The sequence below is a fragment of the Desulfopila aestuarii DSM 18488 genome (assembly GCF_900143695.1).
Taxonomy (GTDB): domain Bacteria; phylum Desulfobacterota; class Desulfobulbia; order Desulfobulbales; family Desulfocapsaceae; genus Desulfopila; species Desulfopila aestuarii.
The window spans coordinates 1-5020 of the sequence record NZ_FRFE01000080.1 but is presented as its reverse complement, the minus strand read 5'-3'; the positions used below and the strand labels follow the sequence as shown (position 1 = coordinate 5020).

Below are 5020 nucleotides of genomic sequence, written 5' to 3'. Positions count from 1 at the left end.
GAGGTCAGGTCAATGTTTTTTCCCAGCGTGTCTTCTGTATAACCAAGAATTTCTCTGGCTGATTGGTTGAGAAAGAGAATCTGGCCCTGTTTGTCGGTTTCGAACACAATCTGGGGAAGGGAGTTTATGAGATTCCGATAACGTTCTTCACTTTTTTTAAGCGCTGCGCCCGCTCTTTTTTCAATCAGATGATTGCGGCCCATTTCTGCAATGAGTTCGACAAAAAGATCGAGGTGATCAATTATTCGCTGTATCCTTGCCGTTGAGAATTTGGGATGTTTGTTCGGTATATTGACATTTCTGTTTTGCTCGTCCAGAGGCAGAGGACGAAGCAACTCTGGCGGGCTTGGTTCTTGAATGAATGGTCCGATGAAAATGGTCGCAATATGCAGTCCATCGATTTGAATTGGAGCTCCGACGCTGTTAAAGCCGTTTCTGCACGTGAACACCTTATTATCTAGTCCGGGTTCCGGCTTATGTATAAAAAAACGCTCTGTATCGATACATCGCCGCGAATCAATCGATTTCAATTCTTGCTGGCTACTCGCACAAAGACATTCCCAGCCTTCCTCAATAATGATTCTGCCGTTCGGGGCGACAATACAACACCCCATCTCTACGAAAGTACAAAATTTTCTTAGCACAGATTGCAGTTTTTCGAAGTTAATGAAATCTGTAAAAGTGGCTTTTTGTTCTGTCATCACGATTCGATTGGTTGATGAGATTGATTTTTTGAAAACAAACGTATTGTCTTGAAAAGAGTATAGCTGATCGGAATTTTTTTCTGTAGCAGGAGTGGGAATTTGAGCAAGAGGGTTGCTGGTTCATGCAGGGGCAACAACCCTCTTGCCATAGTTTGTTCGAGTCGATCAATGAGGATATTGTCAAGATTTTCAATCAACCTTAAACTGCCCAACCATTCTGCTCAGCTGTTCAGCAAGATTTGAAAGCTCACCGGCACTCACACGCACCTGGGAACTGTTGGAAAACATCTCTCCGGAAATTGCACTGACATCGGTGATTTCTTTGGCAATGTCAGTTGCTACAACTGAACTTTGGTTGACATTCTCATTCACCTCATTGATACCGTGAGCCATTTGTGTGACATTTCCTGTTATTTCCGCAGTCGCAGCAGTCTGCTCTTCTACTGCGGTTGCAATGCTGCCCACGACCTCATGCACGTCGCTAATAACGGTGTTTATTTCGGTAATCTGGTGAACGGTTTTTGCGGTTGTGTCCTGAATGTTTCCAACCTTGTCTTTAATGTCGAAGGTCGCAGCAGCGGTTTGCTTAGCCAGGTCTTTGATTTCATTGGCAACTACTGCAAATCCCTTACCTGCTTCTCCGGCCCGAGCCGCCTCAATGGTAGCGTTAAGAGCCAGCAGATTAACTTGTTCGGATATCTCAGTAATGGTCTCGATCACCTTGCCGATGGATTTGGCGGAATCACCTAATGCATTGATATTGTCTGAAGCCTCACTTGCCTTCTTTGCTGCATTATCAGAGATAAACCGAGCCTTTTCAGCATTCTGGGCTATCTCCCCTATAGTTGAGGACATTTCTTCCGATGCAGTAGCCACCATATTTGTATTTGTAGTCGATTGTTCCATGGCAGCAGCCACATTTTGCATATTGGTACTCATCTCTTCTGCGGCGACGGCAACGGTATTCGATTTGCTGGATGCCTGTTGCGCCCCCAGATTCATCTGTTCTGAAATCTGAGCTAACTCGGTTGAGGAAGAAGAGAGAGTATGGACGCCGGCAGAGACATCTTTTATGATGTGCTGTAACTTTTCAATAAAAAGATTAAACCACTTAGCCAGTTCGCCAACTTCATCCTTAGTTGAAACTGAAAGACGCATGGTGAGATCACCCTCGCCCTGGGCAATGTCTTTCAGGCCTGCTACAGCGGCGTTAATCGGCTGTACAATCTTTCTACTGGATAAAGTTATAACTGTTGCGGCGATAGCCATAGCAATAGCAATAACGGCAAGGATGATATTGCGGATTGACACCGTAGCACGAAGAAATTCATCCGCGTCCTGAGTAACGGCCACGGACCATTGGTTAATATCCACGGGTGCGGCACCAGCTATCTTTCGCACCCCCTTGAATACATATTCTGTCACTCCAGTTTCCCCTCCCACCATAATAGATGTAAAATCAGCCATTTCCTTGATAGATGTCGTATTGAGGCTTAAAAGGTATTCATCTTTCGGATGGGCAATAACCACTCCATCTCTGTTCAACATGTACGCATAGCCGGTCTCGCCAATTTTCCGATGAGCAATAAGGTCGGTAAAATAGTCAGCCTTCAGTACCAGCCCGATGACTCCCAGGAATTGTTTATCCTCAGAGACAATGGGAGCCACCACTGGAACGATGAGTTGCGAGGTTGCCTGCGAAGAAGATTCCCTGGTATTGTTGTGATGAATTAAGTCGTTGGAATTTTACCTCGATATTTTCAAATAACGACCGAATGAGATGTTGCCTTGTTGCCTGATCCGCCAGACTGATATCCTGTAAAGCCTGAACATAGGTGGGGTCGACTGCTAATGTGCCGACCATCTCTTTTTGAGCATTAAGGAGGTTTTTTACCAGCAAGGAAAGATCAATTGCCAAAGATTGCGTTTTTTCGCGCGAAAGATTCAGCAAAGCTTCCGCCGATTTGTTGACTGAAAAATAACCGACCACCACAAGTGGTAGAAGAACAGCTAGCAAACCGGTACTCAAAAGTTTGAACGAAATTGATTGAAATTTTGATTTCATTGGTCGCCTCCTTGATATTGGTGTTATTCGTAATCTGTGTAAGGACTAAGCATCCTTCACAGCCTGATAGCGATAACCGTGCCAAGGAGGCATTGTTTATAATATGTAATAATATTGTTAAATTAACCCAAGGATGGAATACTGGGAAAAGTTATTTGAAAGCGATAGTCCGAAAACTTCGGATAATGTCGAACAGGTGGTCCGATTTTTCAGGACTCGGAAACAGTACGGTAAAGCAATGAATGTGACTTCAATAGATCATAGAGGCGGGAACGGCTTAACCCAGATGTTCTACAAGCTACCACTATATTACCCGACGATTCACCCATTAGGCGCTGCAGGTAGCGTTTCTCCATGTCCTGCTGGTAAAGCTTGCGGTACTCTTTGAACGTTGGCAGGATATCAGATTCAGCAGGATCATTTCCTGTAAAGACTCCTGTACTATCAGAAGGTAGTAATTGTTTACGAGAAACAAGGGAGTGGATGTGATTCAGACGTATCTCAGACGGTAGATGGATGGGATAAAGAACAGGGGCAATGGGATCAGCAAGAATTGCTTTCTCAAGTGTTTGTTTCAACTCTCGTACATTCCCTGGCCAGGAGTAGTGAAAAAGAACCTGGAGTGTTTCCGGTACAACCCCTTTGACAGGAATTTTTTCTCGACAGCATATTGAGAAGATGAATGACATTGCAAGGTTTTCGATATCTTCAGGTCTCTCGCGCAGTGGAGGGAGGTGAATGTTAAATCCATTGAGGCGGTAAAATAGGTCACTGCGAAAAGTATTTTGTCCGACCATTGCAAACAGATCTCTATTTGTCGCTGCAATGAGCCGAAAATTGCTAGAAACTTCCTTACCTTTACCGAGTGGCCTATAGATCTTCTCCTGCAGGACACGGAGAAATGTTTTCTGGGATTCAAGGGGTAACTCCCCAACTTCATCGAGAAAGAGGGTTCCACCATCGGCCTGCTCAATCAGCCCCTTTTGATTGGTGTCAGCTCCTGTGAAAGCGCCTTTGATATGACCGAAAAGTATGCTCTCGATGAGCTTCTCCGGCAGACCGGCACAGTCCACAACAATAAATGGTTGTCTTGATCTGTTACTGTTGACATGGATTGCCTGGGCGAAAAGTTCTTTCCCTGTACCGGTTTCTCCTGTGAGCAGTACCGTTGTGTCAGAACCCGCACATGCAGCAATTTGATTCAGACATTTGCATAACTGTGGACTCTTCCCGACAATGTCGTCTCGATTCAAGCTGACATGTGACGGAACTTGCTGTTTTTTTTCATGGTACTCAAGAGCCCTTGTCACCTGAAGGGTTATCTCTTGCCGCGCAATTGGTTTTTGCAGATAGTCCCATGCTCCATTTTTAATGGAAAGTTCGGCTCCATTCAGATCTCCTGCTCCTGTTATAATGATCACTTCCGGTGCTGAAGGTATCTCACGGACAAAAGAGAGAAGATCAAGGCCGTTGCCATCCGGCAAGCGAACATCAAGAAAAAGGAGATCAATAGATTCTGCTGATAAAATTACTTTTCCTTCAGAGATACTCCCTGCTGTGAAAATTTCATGGCCCATCAGTTGACAGTTCTCTGCAAGAAGATCTTGAAAAAACTGATCATCATCTATGATTGTTATCTTTGCCATTACCGTATTATTCAATTTTGTGGATGGAATTCTCTTATCGATTGTAATTTTGCCACTGTCTTTTCTTTACTTCAAAGGTAAATGGTCAAATTTGGTGAACCTTCAAATGGTATCACGTAGATTTCGTTTGAACAAATTTCTGGCCATTTTAAGTGAAAGTCAGAGTTATACATGTCTTGTGACAATCTCTTATTTTCCTGAGAGACTGCTATTTGAGATGCTTCCTTACAGGGCAGGACAGGCTAAACCTGGAGAATTGATAAGAAATGGAGTAACTGCAAAGAAGAGCTTACCAAAATCTCAAAAGCGCAGCAGAACTACTGTTGCTTTCAACGGGTGAGGAGCAATCCTCACCCGTTGAGGCACGCCTATCCATAAAGTGTCTCAATCCATCTGATCGCTTCAGTGTCATTTACCTTTCCAAGATACCTTTGAGTAGTTGAAAGGTCTGCATGCCGCAGAATGACCTTGCTGACGATTTCTATGGGAGTACCAGATCTTGAGGCATAAGTCGCCGCATGACGCCGGAGATCATGTGGACGCAGTTCGATATTGACCAGTTTGCCTGCTTTTTTCACCATAGACCAGGCGGCAACGTAAGAAAT

The 5020-nt window shown here is 44.3% G+C and carries 5 protein-coding genes; all 5 read right to left on the bottom strand.

The genetic code is table 11. From position 1 onward, the window contains the following. Nucleotides 1-701 (bottom strand): PocR ligand-binding domain-containing protein (locus tag BUF15_RS26270; protein ID WP_143170909.1); only part of this gene is annotated, 701 nt, incomplete at its 3' end. Nucleotides 702-893: 192 nt separating this feature from the next. After that, on the bottom strand, nucleotides 894-2372 hold the full coding sequence (locus BUF15_RS26260) for a methyl-accepting chemotaxis protein (RefSeq protein ID WP_159441400.1): 1479 nt from the start codon (nucleotides 2370-2372) through the stop codon (nucleotides 894-896). Beyond that, entirely contained in the window at nucleotides 2353-2769 is a 417-nt protein-coding gene (locus tag BUF15_RS26255; RefSeq protein ID WP_073617320.1) for a hypothetical protein, read from the bottom strand. The genes BUF15_RS26260 and BUF15_RS26255 overlap by 20 nt, the downstream gene beginning before the upstream one ends. Before the next feature lie 209 nt (nucleotides 2770-2978). Further along, nucleotides 2979-4415: a sigma-54-dependent transcriptional regulator gene (locus tag BUF15_RS26250; RefSeq protein ID WP_073617318.1), complete on the bottom strand. Its 1437-nt coding sequence runs from the start codon at nucleotides 4413-4415 to the stop codon at nucleotides 2979-2981. A 368-nt stretch (nucleotides 4416-4783) separates the two neighbouring features. Beyond that, nucleotides 4784-5020: site-specific integrase (locus BUF15_RS26240; protein WP_143170908.1), on the bottom strand; the 237-nt coding region annotated here is incomplete at its 5' end.